This window comes from Brevundimonas sp. (assembly GCF_013823285.1).
Taxonomy (GTDB): Bacteria; Pseudomonadota; Alphaproteobacteria; order Caulobacterales; family Caulobacteraceae; genus Brevundimonas.
Window position 1 is genome coordinate 1 of record NZ_PNLV01000059.1, and the last position, 16,367, is coordinate 16,367.

Annotated in this window: 15 protein-coding genes and 1 pseudogene; 7 read left to right on the forward strand and 9 right to left on the reverse strand. The window is 69.9% G+C overall.

The window, feature by feature from the left end:
• The 3 genes from C0461_RS09480 to C0461_RS09490 all read right to left on the reverse strand — a co-directional run.
• Nucleotides 1-713: alpha/beta hydrolase (locus C0461_RS09480; RefSeq protein WP_292106156.1), on the reverse strand; the 713-nt coding region annotated here is incomplete at its 3' end.
• Between the two features lie 90 nt (nt 714-803).
• Nucleotides 804-2,822: an AsmA family protein gene (locus C0461_RS09485; RefSeq protein WP_292106184.1), complete on the reverse strand. Its 2,019-nt coding sequence runs from the start codon at nt 2,820-2,822 to the stop codon at nt 804-806.
• Nucleotides 2,823-2,945: 123 nt separating this feature from the next.
• The gene (locus C0461_RS09490) at nt 2,946-3,266 is read right to left on the reverse strand and encodes a hypothetical protein (protein WP_021696683.1); all 321 of its coding nucleotides are present in this window, start codon (nt 3,264-3,266) and stop codon (nt 2,946-2,948) included.
• A gap of 394 nt (nt 3,267-3,660) precedes the next feature.
• Here C0461_RS09490 and C0461_RS09495 point away from each other — a divergent pair, with 394 nt between their 5' ends.
• The 4 genes from C0461_RS09495 to C0461_RS09510 are packed head-to-tail and all read left to right on the forward strand — an operon-like array spanning nt 3,661 to nt 7,725.
• A complete protein-coding gene (locus C0461_RS09495) occupies nt 3,661-4,818 on the forward strand; it encodes a serine hydrolase (RefSeq protein WP_292106161.1) in 1,158 nt (385 codons plus the stop codon).
• A gap of 37 nt (nt 4,819-4,855) precedes the next feature.
• Nucleotides 4,856-5,578: a 3-deoxy-manno-octulosonate cytidylyltransferase gene (locus C0461_RS09500; protein ID WP_292106162.1), complete on the forward strand. Its 723-nt coding sequence runs from the start codon at nt 4,856-4,858 to the stop codon at nt 5,576-5,578.
• A 30-nt stretch (nt 5,579-5,608) separates the two neighbouring features.
• Nucleotides 5,609-6,601, forward strand: a complete 993-nt coding sequence (locus tag C0461_RS09505) for a KpsF/GutQ family sugar-phosphate isomerase (protein ID WP_292106164.1) — start codon at nt 5,609-5,611, stop codon at nt 6,599-6,601.
• On the forward strand, nt 6,598-7,725 hold the full coding sequence (locus C0461_RS09510) for an NAD(P)/FAD-dependent oxidoreductase (protein ID WP_292106187.1): 1,128 nt from the start codon (nt 6,598-6,600) through the stop codon (nt 7,723-7,725). Before C0461_RS09505 ends, C0461_RS09510 begins: the two co-directional genes overlap by 4 nt.
• On the opposite strand, the gene C0461_RS09515 is transcribed toward C0461_RS09510, so the two are convergent.
• Genes C0461_RS09515 through fsa form a run of 5 tightly spaced genes read right to left on the reverse strand, consistent with a single transcriptional unit; the run spans nt 7,703 to nt 12,005 of the window.
• The gene (locus C0461_RS09515; protein WP_292106166.1) at nt 7,703-8,689 is read right to left on the reverse strand and encodes a retroviral-like aspartic protease family protein; all 987 of its coding nucleotides are present in this window, start codon (nt 8,687-8,689) and stop codon (nt 7,703-7,705) included. The genes C0461_RS09510 and C0461_RS09515 overlap by 23 nt on opposite strands.
• A gap of 5 nt (nt 8,690-8,694) precedes the next feature.
• Nucleotides 8,695-9,681, reverse strand: coding sequence for a retroviral-like aspartic protease family protein (locus tag C0461_RS09520; RefSeq protein ID WP_292106167.1), 987 nt, complete (start codon nt 9,679-9,681; stop codon nt 8,695-8,697).
• A 33-nt stretch (nt 9,682-9,714) separates the two neighbouring features.
• Nucleotides 9,715-10,644 (reverse strand): tyrosine recombinase XerC, encoded by a 930-nt coding sequence (locus C0461_RS09525; RefSeq protein ID WP_292106170.1) that lies wholly within the window; start codon nt 10,642-10,644, stop codon nt 9,715-9,717.
• A complete protein-coding gene (locus C0461_RS09530; protein WP_292106173.1) occupies nt 10,626-11,318 on the reverse strand; it encodes a DUF484 family protein in 693 nt (230 codons plus the stop codon). The genes C0461_RS09525 and C0461_RS09530 overlap by 19 nt, the downstream gene beginning before the upstream one ends.
• A gap of 33 nt (nt 11,319-11,351) precedes the next feature.
• Nucleotides 11,352-12,005 carry a fructose-6-phosphate aldolase gene (gene fsa / locus C0461_RS09535; RefSeq protein ID WP_021696672.1) on the reverse strand — a complete coding sequence of 218 codons (654 nt, stop codon included), beginning with the start codon at nt 12,003-12,005 and terminating at the stop codon, nt 11,352-11,354.
• A 45-nt stretch (nt 12,006-12,050) separates the two neighbouring features.
• Here fsa and C0461_RS09540 point away from each other — a divergent pair, with 45 nt between their 5' ends.
• Entirely contained in the window at nt 12,051-14,213 is a 2,163-nt protein-coding gene (locus C0461_RS09540; protein ID WP_292106176.1) for a primosomal protein N', read from the forward strand.
• Nucleotides 14,214-14,222: 9 nt separating this feature from the next.
• On the opposite strand, the gene C0461_RS09545 is transcribed toward C0461_RS09540, so the two are convergent.
• The gene (locus C0461_RS09545) at nt 14,223-15,020 is read right to left on the reverse strand and encodes a TerC family protein (protein WP_292106180.1); all 798 of its coding nucleotides are present in this window, start codon (nt 15,018-15,020) and stop codon (nt 14,223-14,225) included.
• A 292-nt stretch (nt 15,021-15,312) separates the two neighbouring features.
• On the opposite strand from C0461_RS09545, the gene C0461_RS09550 reads away from it, so the two are divergent.
• Both C0461_RS09550 and C0461_RS09555 read left to right on the forward strand, forming a co-directional pair.
• Complete coding sequence (locus C0461_RS09550; RefSeq protein WP_292106181.1) at nt 15,313-15,867, forward strand: F0F1 ATP synthase subunit delta; 555 nt, start codon at nt 15,313-15,315, stop codon at nt 15,865-15,867.
• Between the two features lie 69 nt (nt 15,868-15,936).
• Nucleotides 15,937-16,367: pseudogene (locus C0461_RS09555) on the forward strand (F0F1 ATP synthase subunit alpha); the annotation flags it as partial.

Here is a 16,367-nt window from a genome sequence, read left to right on the forward strand (position 1 = left end):
GCGGACAGGCGGGCGTGCAGGATCTCGGAGTCCTCGGCGTGGACCGTGCTGTCCCCGGTCCCGTGAGCCAGCCAGACGGGCGGGGCGTCGGCCCGGGCGAAGGTGACCGGCTGGGTCAGGGTCGGGTCCGGGGTGCGCCCGAAGGCGTTCCGGCTGGCGGCCACGTCGAAGGGCAGGAAGTCGTAGGGCCCCGCCAGCCCCGCCGCAGCCTTGATCAGGTCAGGCCGCTCCACGCTCGCCATGTAGCGCCGGTCCAGAGTGATCATCATGGCCAGATGCGCTCCGGCCGAGTGGCCGCTGACCGCCAGCCGCGCGGGATCGCCGCGATGCCCCGCCGCCACATCCGCCGCCGCCGCCGTGGCCAGGGCTGCATCCTCTATGAACGCCGGAAAATGGACGTCCGGGGAGAGGCGGTAGTCAGGCAGGGCCACCAGGAAACCGCGCGCCGCCAATGCCTGCGCGGCCCAGCCGTAGACGTTCCTTGAGCCGGAATCCCAGCCGCCGCCGTAGAAGAACACCACCACGGGCAGGCGCGTCCCGCCGGCGGGGGCGAACAGGTCAAAGCGCTGGCGCTCGTCGGACCCATAGGCCAAGTCGCGCGCCACGCGTCCGGCCCCACCGTCGCGGGGGCCCAAGGCGTTCAGGGCGCCCAGCGGCGAGCATCCGGCCATGAGGCCGGCCAGGGCGGGCATGAGCAATCCGCGTCGGGTCATGGGTTTCCGTGTCAAAGCTTCAGTTCAGATACGCACGGCGCCCGGGGCAGGTTGCGGTCGCGCGCGCCGGACCCCGGCCGAAGGATACACCTAGCGGGCCTCGCTGATCAGGGCGCCGCAGTTGGCGTCCTCGGCCAGCCCCGGCTCGATCAGGCCCAGCACGCCGGCCACGGGCGCCACAAGCGCGCCGAGGGCGGCGATCAGGCCCACCTGTCCGGCGATGGCGGCCTCGTCCACGCCCACCGAAGGGGACCGGATCGGACCCGATACGGTGATGGGCGACCACACGCGCAGCAGGCGCGGCCGCTTGCTCTCGCCGTCGATGCGGATGTCCAGCCGTTCGTTTCGCAGGTTCAGGGTCCCTTCCCCCTGGGCCAGCACCACATCGGTGTCGATAATGAAGGTCGAGGCCGTGCCGATGCCGTCCCGGACATCGAAACTGGCCACCGCGCAGCGGATCGGCGTGGTGCGCTGGTCGTCGGACAGCAGCAGGCGCAGCCCGCGCCCGACATTGATGCCCAGCAGTTCGGCGAAAGCCTCGCGCATCCGGCCTTGCGGGACCACCACCGTGATGGTCCCGCGGGAGCGGGCCGCGAAGTCGGCGATGGAGGCGCCCGGTCCCTGCAACTGTACGCGGCCCAGGGCGCGGCCCGTGACCGTCGGCTGACCGTTGCGGGCGGGAATGACGGCCTCCAGCGGATAGCCCGCCAGCCTGAGGTCGACAGTGGACTGCGGGACATCACCGGTGGCGTCGATGCGCGCCGTGCCGTTCAACTCGCCCTGGGCGAAGGTGAAGGCGATGGGATCCAGGCCCAGGATTCCGTCCTCCAGCGCGGCGCCCAGGCTGACGGCCGTGACGGCCAGTTCGTTGCGCTTCACCTCATCGGCGCGGAAGTCCAGCCGGCCGTCCATGGTGCGCAGCCGCTCGGTGCGCAGGGGCGCGTCGGGAAGCAGGCGGGCCTGGGCGCGCATGGCTCCGGCGCGGGCGCGCTGCTCGGGCGAGGCGGTTTCCGTCGGGTCCGGCGGCGCACCCAGCACCGCGAACAGGTCGTCCAGATCCAGCGAGCGGCTGCGCAGATCCGCCTCCACCCGAAGGCGGTCGTCGACCCGGTCCACGCTGACATCGCCGGACAGATCGCTGTCGCCCACCTCGCCGGTGACATTGTTGAAGGTCCACAGACTGCCGTCGCGGGCCAGGTCGCCCTCAAGGCTGTATGGCGGCGTGTTGGGCGTCACCACGCCGGTTATCAGGTACAGGTTCGCCAGATCGGGGCCGGATAGGCTGAGATCGGCCGTGAAATGGCCGAGATCGAAGGGCCGGGTGATCTGGCCCCGGGCGTTCAGTTCGCTGCCGGCGCCGGTCAGCTCGGCGCGGAAACGCCATGGCCGGTCCCGGCGCAACTGGACAAAGGGTTCGCCCAGAACGCGCAGGGTCAGGGGTTGGCCGTTCAGGGCGCCATCGCCCTGGAGGCGGAAACCGGACCGCTCATCCTCATCGCCCACGCCCTCGGCCAGTTCCCGGGCGTCGATGGCGGCGTCCAGGGTAAGGCGCCGTCCCTGTTCATCCACCCGCACCCGTCCGTCGCGGATCAGAAGACGCTCGATCAGGGGCAGGCGTGTGGGTTCGTCCGGGCCGGTGTTGTCCATGACCCAGCTGCGGCGGCCGTCCTCATGGACGATGAGCACGATTTCCGGCTCGATCACGACCGCGCGGGTCAGCTCCAGCTGACCCGCGAGGAGCCGGGTCAGCCGCGCAGAGCCCTCGAAGCGGGCCACGCGCAGGGTGTCGTCCTCCTCGGCCCAGGCCGGTCCGCCGATGCGCAGATCTTCGACCGCTACGGATGGCGTCCAGCTGAACAGGGTCACGTCCAGATCGCCGTCGATGCTGATCTCGCGCTCGTATTTGTCCGAGGCCCAGCGGCCGATGGGCCCGCGCAGATGGTTCCAGTCGAACAGGGCCAGGGTCAGGACCACGGCCAGGACCAGCACGCCCGCCACAGCGCCCGAAATCGCCTCCGCCCTGCCCGGCCTGCGCCAGGCCTTCCAGACGGGGTCATTGGCGGTGACCCAAGCGCGGCTCGTGTGGAAACGCGAGCGCCCGGACGTCAAAAGCCGACGACCGCGTGAAGCGGCGTCGGCTCTGAGGCGGTTCCAGTCAGGAAATTTCACGGTGTGTTCCCGGGTATGACGACCGGGAACGCTTCACCGTTGATTTGGTGGCGGGAAAAGTGGTCAGGCGGCCAGTTCGGCCTGATCCTCGCGCAGCATTTCAGCGACGCGCAGCAGGAAGTCCCGGCGGCGTTCCAGCGCCTCCACGTCATCCGGGCCGATGCGGCCGTGACGCACGTGGGTGCGTTCGGACTCAGAGATCAGGCGCTCGGCCACCGCCGCCTGGTGGCCGGGGGTCTTGCGACGGTCCATCAGTTCGGCGTGAGACTTCAGTTCGCGGACACGGCGGGTCAGCGCCTCCTCCACGTCCTGGCCGCCATCGGCGCGGGCGGCCATGGCGGCGAAATCGCGAACGTAGAGTTGAACGAAGCCTTCTTCGACCATCGTTTGTCCTTTCGAGTCTGACGCCGGTCCATGGGAGGAGACACCGTCGCGCGGCCGCCCTCTTCAGGGTTCAGGCGCGCAGGCGGCGAAAAGGGCCGGGGATGCGAGGCGGTCGATGCGGACCGCGGGGGGTGTCACTCACTTAGCACACCCTTGTGGAAAAAGCCATTTTGTTGATCAGTATGTGAATTCGCGGTCATCACGCATCCGCCGCGGCGATCGAGGCCCTCTTGCAGGCATGAAGCCCCTCGCCGCCCTTTTGATGCTGATCGTCGCCAGCTGCGCGGGTGCGGTTCCGGTCATGGCCAGCGTTCGCGCCGACGCCACGCCGGTCCCGGCGACTTCCGGCGCGCCGCCCCCGGGCCTATAGATCGACCTGAACAGGGGACTTTCCATGCGCCGTCATCTTATTCCGGGCCTTGCCGCCGCCCTGGCTCTGTCAGCCTGCGCCGCGCAGCCGGAGCTGAGTTCCGACGAACTGCCTCGGCTGGAGCGGCCGTCAGAGGTGCTGTTCTGGAGCCAGGCCGAGCGGGAGGCCGGGTTCCGCGCCATGGAGCGGATCACGCCGCACCGCACGGTGGCGGCGGGCGGCGAGGTTCGCGCCCTGCCGCCTGGCCCGCCGCTGGATCTGGATGTGGACGCCTTCATGGAGGCGGAGAAGGTCGCGGGCCTGCTGGTGCTTCAGGACGGACGGGTTCGGCTGGAGCGATATGGGCTGGGCTTCGGGCCGGAGGAGCGCTGGACTTCGTTCTCGGTGGCCAAGTCCCTGACCTCGACCCTGGTGGGCGCCGCCATCGCCGACGGCCACATCGAGAGCCTTGAGACGCCCATCACCCGCTATCTGCCGGAACTGGCGGGCGGGGCCTATGACGGGGTGACGGTGCGCCAGTTGCTGACCATGACCTCGGGCGCCGAATGGAACGAGGACTACACCGACGCGAATTCGGATGTGGCGCGGTTCTTCGAGCCCCGGGACACCGGGGACATGGACCCGACCCTGCATTACATGCGCGGGCTGACCCGGTCCGCCGAGCCGGGCGCGCGCTGGCACTATAGCTCCGGGGAGACAAATCTCGTCGGCCTGCTGGTCAGCCGGGCTACGGGCCGGACCCTGGCGGACTATCTGTCGGAAAAAATCTGGCGGTCCTACGGCATGGAGCGCGACGCGGCCTGGATGGTGGACGCGGCCGGGCAGGAAGCCGCCGGTTGCTGTCTGATGGCGTCCCTGCGCGACTGGAGCCGGATCGGGCAACTGGTGCTGGAAGACGGGGTGGCGGGCGGCCGCTCGATTGTACCGCCCGGCTGGTTCGACGAGGCGACCTCGAGGCAGGCGGACATTGGCGCGCCGGGCATGGGCTATGGCTATCAGTGGTGGACGTTCGACGACGGCACCTTCGCGGCGCGGGGCATCTTCGGACAGATGATCCACATCGATCCCGACCGCCGCGCGGTGGTGGTGATCCTGTCGGCCTGGCCGGTGGCGACGGGGAATGCCCGTTCGGCGGCCCGCAGCGCCTTTCTGGCGCGGGTGGCGGCGGCGCTGGACGAGTGATCTTGCAGGCGGAGCGGATCGGGGCTAGCGCCGGAGCATGAATCCGCTGGTCCTGATCCCCGCCCGGATGGCGGCCACGCGCCTGCCGAACAAACCGCTCGCGGACATCGGCGGCAAACCCATGATCGTGCGCGCCTGGGAGGCCGCGGCGGCCTCGGGCCTGCCGGCGGCGGTCGCCGCAGGCGACATGGAGATCGTGCAGGCGGTTGAGGCTGCGGGCGGCCGCGCCGTCCTGACCGATCCGGATCTGCCCTCGGGATCGGACCGCATCCGGGCGGCCCTGGACGCCATCGACCCCAACGGGGCGCACGACGTGGTCATCAACCTGCAGGGCGACATGCCCTTCGCCGATCCGACCATCAGCCGCCTGTGCGCCGATCTGATGGCGCGCGAGCCGTCGTGCGACATCGCCACCCTGGTCGCGCCCGAGGCGGGGCCGGAGGACCGGGCCAATCCCGACGTGGTCAAGGCGGTGCTGGCGCTGGACGAGACCGGACGCAGCGGACGGGCGCTCTATTTCACGCGCTCCACCCTGTACGGCGACGGGCCGGTGTGGCGGCACGTGGGAGTCTACGGCTACCGGCGCGCCGCGCTGGAGGCCTTCTGCGCCGCTCCGCCCTCGCCCCTGGAGCGCCGGGAGAAGCTGGAGCAGTTGCGCGCGCTGGAGATGGGCCTGAACATCTGGGCCGCCGTGATCGACGAAGCGCCCCTGTCGGTGGACAATCCGGCGGATCTGGAGGCGGCGCGAAAGCTGGCCTGAACCGGCCCCGATGGGCTATGGCCCATGTCCATGAACACGCACACTCACGACAGCCACCGGGGCGACGAGGCCATGCTGGCTCGCGCCCGCGAGGTGATGGCCCTGAACATTGAGGCGCTGGCCGCCCTGAGCGACAGCCTCGGCGAGCCGCTGGTTGAGGCGTGCCGCGTGATCCTTGGCCGGCCCGGCTATCTGGTGGTCACGGGCATGGGCAAGTCGGGCCATATCGGCGGCAAGATCGCCGCCACCCTGGCGTCCACCGGCACCAACGCCTTCTTCGTGCACCCGGCCGAGATGAGCCACGGCGATCTGGGCATGCTGCGCGAGGACTGCACCCTTCTGGCCATCTCCTCGTCGGGAGAAAGCCGCGAACTGCGTGATCCGCTGCTGTTCTGCCAGCGGCACCATATTCCGGTGATCGGCGTGACCCAGCGCGAGGGCAGCTTCCTGCACCGCATGTCCACCGTGCCCCTGGTGATGCCGCGGGTGGCCGAGGCGTGCCCCAACAATCTGGCGCCCACCACCTCGACCCTGATGACCCTGGCGCTGGGCGACGCCCTGGCCATGGTGCTGATGGACCAGCGCGGCTTCACCGCGGAAGACTTCGGCGTGCGGCATCCGGGCGGGTCGCTGGGGATGCGGCTGCAGCGGGTCAGCGAGTGGGTGGGCGACAAGCGCGAGCCCCCCGCGACTCTGCCCGAGGGGGCGGCCTTCGCCGAGGTGGTCTCGGCCATCACCAAGGGGCGTCAGGGCTGCGTGGCCATCACGGCGCCCGACGGCCGCCTGATCGGCATGATCACCGACGGCGACGTGCGCCGGGCCTTCCTGCGCGATATCGCCAGCCTGAAGGCCGCCGACATCATGAGCCGCGATCCCATCACCGTGACGCCCGATGCGCGCATGAGCGAGGTCATCGACCTGCTGGCCGCCAACAAGATCGCCAATCTGTTCGTGGTGGACGACCGCCGCCCCGTGGCGGTGGCCCACATCGCCGAGCTGATCCAGGCGGGGTACGTCAGCTGAGCACCTCCTTCGATTTCGATGCGGTGGTGGTGGGCGCCGGCGCTGTGGGCCTGGCCTGCGGGCGGGCGCTGGCGAAGCGGGGCCAGACCGTGCTGGTGCTGGAGCGCGAGGCCGATATCGGCCAGGGAATCTCGTCGCGCAACTCGGAGGTGGTCCACGGCGGGCTCTACTACCCCACCGGCTCGCTGAAGGCGCGGTTCTGTGTTCAGGGCCGACGGGCCCTGTGGGCCTATCTGGACAGCCGAAAGATCGACCACCGCAAGTGCGGCAAGCTGGTGGTGGCCACCACGGCGGAGGAGGTGGCGCGGCTGGACGCCATTCTGGAGCAGGCCCGCGCCAATGAGGTGGAGGGCATGGCGCGGCTGACCGCCGAACAGGTCCGCGCGCTGGAGCCGGAACTGGCCTGCCACGGCGCCCTGCTGTCGCCCGAAAGCGGGGTGTTCGACAGCCACGGCTACATGCTGGCCCTGAAGGGCGAGATCGAGGACGGCGGGGGATCGGTGGTGGCCGCCACCCCGTTCGAGGCCGCCGAACCGCTGCCGGAAGGCGGCTTTCGGGTGCGCGCGGGGGGCGAGGCCGGGGCCGAGCTGACCACGGGGTCGCTGGTGCTGTCGGCGGGCCTTGGCGCCCAGGACGCTGCGGCGCGGGTGGAGCGCTATCCCGCGGGCGCCATTCCCGCGCGGCATCTGGGCAAGGGGGTCTATTTCCGACTGACGGGCAAGGCGCCGTTCGACCGGCTGGTCTATCCGCCGCCCATACCCGGCGCCCTGGGCACCCACTACCGCAAGGATCTGGGCGGACAGGCCGTGTTCGGGCCCGATCTCGCCTTCGTGGAGACCGAGGACTACGCCGTCGATCCCGCCCGGGCCGAGGCGTTCGAGGCGGTCATCCGGCGTTTCTGGCCGGGCCTGCCCGAGAACGCCCTGACCCCCGACTACGCCGGCATCCGGCCCAAGCTGCACGGGCCGGGCGAGCCCCAGGGCGACTTCCGCCTGGACGGCGCCGAGGTGCATGGTCTGAACGGCCTCATGGCCCTGTTCGGCATCGAGAGCCCCGGCCTGACCAGCTCACTGGCCATCGGCGAGGCGGTGGCGGACGCGCTTACAGTGGAATCCGCGGCCTGATCCTCGAGGCCGTGTGGAAGGTCACCTGATTGCTCCCGAAGTCGAGAATGATCCGGCTGAACAGTCCCATGATGTCCGCGCCCATCAGCAGCGTCGGCGTCTCCTGAGCCCCCCAAAGGTCAAAGACATGCAGGTCCGCGAACAGGATCGGCAAGCTTGTGATCCGGACGCCGCCCAGCTGCAACTCGTTCAGCGTGGCCAGATCGCCTTGCATGGGTTGACCGGCGACGCCGTAAAGAGTCAGGGGCATGGCGCGCTGTATGGTGGCCGGGCGGCGGACCGCGATCGAATTGTAGAGCGCCCGGTTGCCGATGGAGTACTGGGCGCCGGTGTCCAGAACCGCAGAAACCTGCGCCCGATCGGCGCGACCCTGGATCATGGTCAGTCCTCCGAACCACCGTTGTCCGCGCAGAACCTCGGCCTCGTCGCTCACGCCCAGGCGGCTTCGCGGCGCCTGTAGATGGCGTGAGCCGGTGGGCGTGATGTGCAATTCCTCGCCAAGGATATCGAAGACCAGACGCCGGTCGTCCAGCACGTCCAGGCCCAGCAATCCATCGACGCCCAGACGGGCGCGGCTGAAGACGGGCATGACCAGATCGCGAGCGTGGATGTCGGCCACCGACAGGCTGGGCGCCCGCGCCGTCGGCGTCACTTCGGAATCCAGGATGCTGTGCACAATCACAGGCGGCCCCGGCGCCAGGCCCAGTTCTGCGGCAAGCTCTCCGGATATGGAGGTGCGCCCCGCTCCGGTGTCCACCACGAACCGATAGGGCCCGGCGTCGCCGATCATCACCTGCACGGCCATGCGGGTGATCAGATTGGGAATCACCGTCAGGGCCAGGGCGGGCTCGGCCGGGGCGTGCCGGGGAACAGGCGGGACCCGGGCCGCGACGGGTCGCCCGAAAGCGGTGAAGCCCCCGAGAAGCGCCAGTCCCGTCGCCGCCTTTCGTCTGGTCAGGGACATGGTTGCTATCCATCCCCCCGCCGCGTGAGCCTTGATCCGAACACCATGCGCATCTGGCCGTAATCCATGGTCACGCTGCGGAACATGCCCAGGATGTCGGCCCCCATCAGCAAGGCCGGGGTCTCGGTCAGACGCCATACGTCGAAGGCGTGCAGGTCCGCGAACAGCACCGGAAGGTCCTGCACGCGCGCCGACCCCAGGCGCAGGGACCGCACATAGGCCAGTCGACCGGTGGTGGTCTGGCCCGTCACCCCCATGATGGGCGTCTCCCACACCTGGTCACGAAGGGATGGCCGCTGGACGGCCACAGAGTTGAAAAGAGCCATGTTGCCGATGGAGTGCTGGGCGCCGCTGTCGATGAAGGCTGTCACATCGACCCCGTCGGCGGCCACATCGGTCACGGTCAGCTGCCCGTACTCCCGATGCCCGCGCAGCTCGTTGGCCCGGTTCAGGCGACTGACGTCCACGTCCATGCGCTGAACGTAGGCCGCCCGGGGCGAGCGCAGCAGAGAGACCCGTTCCCCCGCCATGTCGAAAACCAGCCGATAGTCGCCCAGCACGTCCACGCCCAGCAGGCCGTCGACACCCAGGCGGGCGCGGGGGAAGACGGGCGCGATCAGGTTGGGCATCCGGCTGCTGGCGAAATCCAGCCGGGGCACGACGACGGTCGCCGCGCGCTCGGCGCTGACGACGCCATGCACCACCACCTCCGGTCCGGGCGGCAGGTTCAGGCTCTCGGCCAGTTCCCGTGAAAGGGTGGTGCGGGTCGCGCCCGTGTCGATGACGAAGTGGAACGAACCCTGGCCGGCGATCTGCACCGGCACCGCCATGCGCGTGACCAGATTGGACAGGGTCTGCAGCGCGGTCGGATCAATGGGCGGCGGCTCGTCAGGACCCGCCCCTTCCACCGCCTGAGTCCGCGCGAGCGTGGGCGTGGGCGCCAGGGCGGCCCCCGCCAGACCCGTCAGTGCGGATCGTCTCGTCAGGCGCATGCGCCCCTCCCGCCCCCCAGCGGAAAACCGACGTTAGGCCCGGGGATGGGCCCGTGCATAGGCCCCGAGAAGGTGATCGGCGTTCACCGCAGCGTATTTCTGGGTGGTGGACAGGGAGGCGTGCCCCAGCAGTTCCTGGATGGAGCGCAGATCGGCCCCGGCGCCCAGCAGATGGGTGGCGAAGCTGTGGCGCAGGGCGTGGGGCGTGGCCGAGGCGGGCAGGCCCAGCCGACCGCGCAGCCGCTGGACCGTGGCCTGCACGTGGCGGGGGCTCAACGGCCCCCCGCGCCGGGCGCGAAACAGGGGCTCGGCCGCCGACAGGGGAAAGGGTGCGGCGGCCACATAGGCGTCCACCGCCTCGCGCACGGCGGGCAGGACCGGGACCAGCCGGGTCTTGCCGCCCTTGCCGGTGATGCGCAGGGTCTCGGGCAGGGGCGCGTCGGCGCGGGTCAGGCTGAGCCCCTCCGAGATGCGCAGGCCGCAGCCGTAGAGCAGGGTCAGCACCGCCCGGTCCCGCGCGGCTTCCCACGGCTGCAGATCGGTGTCGGTTTCGGGCTCGGCCATCAGGCCGCGCGCCTGATCCTCGCTGACCGGGCGTGGCAGGGACGGTCTGGCGCGCGGGCCCCTGACCAGGGCGATCTGGGGGGCGGGGACGCCGCAGCGCCGGTCGAGGAAATCATGCAGGCTGCGGATGCCCGCCAGGGTCTGGTTCAGCGACCGGGCGTTCAGCGGCCTTTCGCCCGTGCGCCGCTCGGCCAGATGGGCGCGCACCTCCGCCGCCGTCACCGTGCCCAGATCGGCGATGGCCAGCGTCTCGCCCCGGTGCCGTCCCAGAAACCCGATGTAATGGCGGCCGATGTGGCCATACGCCTCCAGCGTGCGGGGCGACAGCCGCCGCTCGTGGGCCAGATGCTCCAGCCACGCGGTCAGGGCCTGATCGGCGGTCAGTTGAGGATGGGCCATCGCTCGGCCATGCGCTCCACCACCCGGGTCAGGAAGGACACCAGTTCGCAGCCCATGGCGGGGGTGAAGCCCTCGGGCTCCGGCGAGCCGAAGGCGCACAGGGCAGGCCGGGACGGCGACCACGGGGCCATGCGGATCAGGGCGACGCTGCGCACCTCGTCCTCGGGGCCGCCGAACAGGTCGAGCCCGTCGAAATTGGGCCCCAGCCAGGCCAGTCCGTCGGCGCCCACCAGACCGTCCACCGCGCCAGCCTCCAGCACTCGCCAGCCGAACGGCACGCCGCCGGGCTTCTCCAGCGCGATGGCCGCGCCCGCCAGACCGAAGCGGGCCTGTGCCGCCGCGTCGAGCCGCCGGGCCAGGTCGGAGTGATTGCGCGACTCCATCAGGTCCAGCACCGACACATGGGTCTGGGTCTGGGCGGCGAAATTGGCGCGGGCCACCGCCTCGATCTGGCGCCGGGCGCCCGACTCCCGCTCGATGAGGGTTTCGAGGCGCGTCAGGGCGGCGCGGCCGAACTCCACCACATTCGGCCCCGTGGTCTTCAGGCCCAGCTCTTCCAGCAGGGCCCGGTCATGGGTCAGAAGATCGGCGTTGGCCTGCACCCATGCGCGCACCTCGGGCCAGTGAAGACCCGTGGCCTTGTCCGTTTCGATGGATTCCTGTGCGCCGCTCACGACGATCTCCGGCTCGAATGAAGCCGGACGGGACTACAGGATGGATTGTCCCGTCTTGCCCCAGTCGGCCAAGAATTGATCAAGCCCCTTGTCGGTTAAGGGATGCTTGACCAGGGCCTTCAAAACGTCCGGCGGCAGGGTCGCGGCGTCAGCGCCGGCCAGGGCCGCGGCCGAGACGTGGGCCGGATTTCGCAGGGAGGCGGCGAGGATTTCGGTCTCGAAGCCGTGCACGTCGTAAAGGACGCGGATTTCCTCCAGCAGGCCGATGCCGTCCGCGCCGTGATCCTCAAGCCGGCCCACGAAGGGCGAGATGAAGGTGGCGCCGGCCTTGGCCGCCAGCATGGCCTGGGCCGCCGAGAAGCACAGGGTGACGTTGGTCTTGATTCCCTTGTCGGTGAAGGCGCGGCACGCGCGCAGCCCGTCCCAGGTCAGGGGCAGCTTGACCACCACATTGTCGGCGATGGCGGCCAGCTTGTCGCCTTCCTTGACCATGGTCTCGAAGTCCACGGCCACGGCCTCGGCGGAAATGGGCCCCTCGACGAGGGCGCAAATCTCGGCGATGACCTCGGCGATGTTGCGACCGGATTTGGCGATCAGGGACGGGTTCGTGGTGACGCCGTCCACCATGCCGGTGGGGACCATGTCCTTGATGACGGCGACGTCGGCTGTGTCGAGAAAGAGTTTCATGGATCGCCCTTTAGCGGATCATCGCGGCTTGTGCGAGCGTGCGGGATGATCCTCGCTGCCGTCCTGATTCCCCTGCCGGTGCCCGAAGCCTTCGACTACGAGGCGCCGGAGGGCCTAACGCTCGCGCCCGGCGATCATGTGGCGGTCCCGCTGGGTCCCCGGCTGGTGCGCGGCATCGTGTCCGAGGTGCGCGAGACGACCGGGTCCAATCGTCGGCTGAAGGCGGTGGATCATCGGCTGGACGACCCGCCGCTGCCGCCCGGAACCCTGGCTTTCGTGGAGTGGGCCGCGCGCTGGACCCTGAGCCCGCCGGGCGAGATGGCGGCCATGGCGACCAAGGGCCTGCGCAGCCCGCCGCCCCGGCCCGAACGCCGGGTGCGAAGGGTGGGCGACCGCGTCCCCGCCCGCGCCACGCCCGCCCGCGATGCGGTGCTGGGGGCGCTGGGCGACAAGGCCATGACCGGCGCCGATCTGGCCCGGGCGGCGGGCGTCTCGGCGGGGGTGGTCAAGGGGCTGACGGACGAGGGCGTGCTGGAGGTCATCGAGATCGCGGCCGAGGCCGGGTTCGACGCCCCTGACCCGGACCATGCGCCCGCGACCCTGAATGCGGATCAGGGGGCGGCGGCCGATGTGCTGGCCGAGGCGGTGGCGACCCGCGCCTTTGCCCCGTTCCTGCTGGACGGGGTCACCGGCTCGGGCAAGACCGAGGCCTATCTGGAGGCCATGGCCCGGCTGCTGAAGGCCGAGCCCGACGCCCAGATCCTGATTCTGCTGCCCGAGATCGCCCTGACCCAGGCCGTGATCGCTCGCATCGCCGATCGCTTCGGCGCCCTGCCGGCCGAATGGCATTCCGGCGTGCCCGGTCCGCGCCGCCGTCAGGTGTGGGAGGCGGTGGCCGCGGGGCGCTGCAACATCGTGGTGGGGGCGCGCTCGGCCCTGTTCCTGCCCTTCGTCAATCTGCGCCTGATCGTGGTGGACGAGGAGCACGACGGGTCCTTCAAGCAGGAGGAGGGGCTGATCTATCACGCCCGCGATCTGGCGGTGGCGCGCGCGCGGATCGAAAGCGCGGCGGTGGTGCTGGCCTCGGCCACCCCGTCTCTGGAGACCCTGACCAATGCGCGGCAGGGCCGCTACGGCTGGCTCAGGCTGTCGGCGCGGCACGGGGCGGCGGTGATGCCGTCCATCGCCCTGATCGACCTGCGGCAGGCCCCGCCCGACCCCCAGACCTGGCTGTCCCAGCCCCTGCGCGAGGCCATGATCGAGACCCTTGGCCGGGGCGAGCAGGTGCTGCTGTTCCTGAACCGGCGGGGCTATGCGCCGGTGGTGCTGTGCCGCGCCTGCGGGCACCGGCTGACGGCGCCGGATACGGATTCCTGGCTGGTGGAGCATCGCTACACCGGGCGGCTGGTGTGCCACCTGACCGGCTTCTCCATGGCCAAGCCCAAGACCTGCCCCGCTTGCGGCGCGGCGGACACCCTGGTGCCTGTCGGCCCGGGCGTGGAGCGGGTGGAGGAGGAGGTGCGCGGCCTGTTCCCCGATGCCCGCACGGCGGTGTTCAGCTCCGACACCGTGCCCGACGGCAAGAGCGCCCGGGCCCTGATCGAGACCATGGCCGAGGGCGGCATCGATATTCTGGTGGCCACCCAAGCGGCGGCGAAGGGGCACAACTTTCCCCGCCTGACGCTGGTGGGGGTGGTGGACGCCGACCTGGGCCTGCGGGGCGGCGACCTGCGCGCGGCCGAGCGCACCTTCCAGCTGCTGACCCAGGCCACGGGCCGGGCGGGGCGCGCGGACCGGCCGGGGCGGGCCCTGCTGCAGACGTGGACCCCGGAGCATCCGGTGCTTCAGGCCCTCGCGGCGGGGGACCGGGAGGCGTTCATGCAGACCGAGATCGCCGAGCGCGAGGCCGCGTCCCTGCCGCCCCACGGTCGTCTGGCGGCGCTGATCCTGTCCGGCGAGAAGGCCGAGGCGGTGGAGAAGGCGGCCGCCGATCTGGCCGCCGCCATTCCCAATGCCGAGCGATTGGAAGTCTACGGCCCCGCCGACGCCCCGCTGGCGCTGGTGCGCGGGCGGCGCAGGAAGCGGCTGCTGGTCCGGGCCGACCGGGACGTGGACCTTCAGGCCTTCCTGCGCGCCTGGCTGGCGCGGGTGAAGATTCCGTCCTCGGTGCGCCTGTCAGTGGACGTGGACCCCTACAGTTTCCTGTAGGGGGCGTCCTCAGATGCCCGGATCGCCGCCATGGGACGCCGCCGCGGCCGCGGCCTTTTTCTCCTGCGACTTTCGCTGCCACATGTTCAGGGCCTCGACCCCGGCGGAGAAGGCCATGGCCGCATAGATGTAGCCCTTGGGCACATGGGCGCCGAAGCCCTCGGCGATAAGGACCATGCCGATCATCAGCAGGAAGCCCAGCGCCAGCATGACCACGGTGGGGTTCTTGTGAATGAACTCGCCCAGCGGGTCGGCCGCCAGCAGCATCACCGCAATCGCCACCAGAACGGCGATGACCATGATCGGCAGGTGTTCGGTCATGCCCACCGCGGTCAGGATGGAGTCGATGGAGAACACCAGATCCAGCAGGATGATCTGGAAGATCGCCCCGCCGATATTGCTGATGACCACGTCGGCCTTGTCCTTTTCCAGCAGGTGGTCGCCGGCCGCGGGATCCACTGAGTGGTGGATTTCCTTGGTGGCCTTCCAGACCAGGAACAGGCCGCCCGCGATCAGGATGATGTCCTTCCACGAGAATTCGTTGCCGAACACGCTGAACAGCGGCGCGGTCAGGGTCACGATCCAGGCGATGGTGGACAGCAGCACCAGGCGCATGACCAGGGCCAGGGAGATGCCGATGCGCCGCACCCGCGAGCGATGCTCTGCGGGCAGCTTGTTGGACAGGATGGAGATGAAGATCAGATTGTCGATCCCCAGCACCACCTCCATCACAATAAGGGTGATGAGGGCGGCCCAGGCCGTCGGGTCGGCCAGCAGGGAGAGGAGGTAAGAAGAAAGATCTTCCATCGGGGTCGAGGTTCCGGTCGGGCGCAGAAGTGCGCTCCAGGCGGTTGGGATACCAAGGCGAAGACAATGTCACCAGTGCATCCGGGTTCCCGATTTCGCGGCTAGAGCCGGATGCGGCGCCCCGCCTCGGTTGCGGGGCGGCGAGGCCCATGCTAACAGGCGCCCGGCTTGCCAGAGGCGGGGTTCGGACGGATCTCGCCCCTGCGTGCTTTCATCAAGCAATCCAAGCCTTTGGCCGGAGCGACCCCGTTCCGGCGACGACCCAAACGCTTCGACCCGGCGGACATTACAAGTGGCTGAAGATTTCAGATCGACGGAAGTCGGCGAACGCTACGCTCAGGCGTTGTTCGATCTCGCCAATGAAAACAAGCGGCTGGACGCCGTGCGCGATGACCTGCGCAGCCTGAAGGCCGCCTGGATCGAGAGCGCCGACCTGCGCCGTCTGGCCACCTCGCCGGTGATTCCGGTGGAGGACCAGCAGAAGGGTCTGGAGGCGATTGCCGACAAGGCTCAGTTCGACCGGACCACGAAGAATTTCCTGGGCCTGATGGCCGCCAACGGGCGCGCTGCGGACCTGACCGGCGCGATGGCCGCCTTTGAGGCCCTCTACGCCCGCCACACCGGCGTGGTGTCCGCCGAGGTGGTTTCGGCCAAGCCGCTGGCCGCCAAACAGATCAGCGCCGTCAAGGCCGCTCTGAAGGGCGCCCTGGGCCGCGACCCCGAACTGACCGCTCGCGTCGATCCGGCGCTTCTGGGCGGTCTCAAGGTCAAGGTGGGCTCGAAGCTTTACGACGCCTCGCTGAAGACCAAGCTCGACCAGATGAAGTTCGCCCTTCGCCGAGCCTGACCGAAAATATCCTTTTAGAGACAAGCCGGGCCCAAAAGCCCGCCCAGGACGAAAACCGAAAGAGCAGCCATGGACATCCGCGCCGCCGAAATCTCGGCCATCCTCAAGTCGCAGATCGCCAATTTCGGCGTTGAAGCCGATGTCAGCGACGTCGGCCAGGTGCTGTCGGTCGGCGACGGCATCGCCCGCATCCATGGTCTGGACAATGTCCAGGCCGGCGAGATGATCGAGTTCCCCAAGGCCGGCGTGAAGGGCATGGCCCTGAACCTGGAGCGCGACAACGTCGGCGCCGTGATCTTCGGCCAGGACAACCAGATCGCCGAGGGCGACGAGGTCCGTCGTCTGGGCGAGATCGTGGACGTGCCGGTCGGCAAGGGCCTGCTGGGCCGCGTCGTCAACCCGCTGGGCGAGCCGATCGACGGCAAGGGCCCGATCCAGTTCACCGAGCGCCGCCGTGTCGACGTCAAGGCGCCGGGCATCATCCCCCGCAAGTCGGTGCA